Source organism: Isoptericola croceus, assembly GCF_029382255.1.
Classification (GTDB): Bacteria; Actinomycetota; Actinomycetes; order Actinomycetales; family Cellulomonadaceae; genus Isoptericola; species Isoptericola croceus.
This window is the reverse complement of sequence record NZ_JARLLG010000529.1, coordinates 1-253: the sequence shown is the minus strand read 5'-3', so window position 1 is coordinate 253 and position 253 is coordinate 1. Positions and strand designations below refer to the sequence as shown.

At 40.3% G+C, this 253-nt stretch carries 1 pseudogene; it reads right to left on the bottom strand.

What is annotated here, in order from left to right:
• Positions 1 to 200 (bottom strand): annotated as a pseudogene (locus tag PZC42_RS22020) (hypothetical protein); the annotation flags it as partial.
• Between the last annotated feature and the right edge of the window lie 53 nt (positions 201 to 253).

The window sequence follows — 253 nt, the reverse complement described above, 5'->3', positions numbered from 1 at the left end:
GAAGATATTAGCTGCAATCTTCCAAAAGTCTTGTTTACAGTTCTGGGATGACGTTTTGCAAAGAAGGTGATAATGGCTCCAGCAAATAGTAATCCTATGATCATTCCTCCAATGGGAGAGGCAATGATCCCAATCAGAACTTTGAATAGACCATCAAAAACCAGTTTTTCAAATCCTAATCCAGCAATTCCAGCGCCCATTATGCCTCCAATGAGGGAATGACTGTTTGATATTGGTAAACCCAACATGGTAC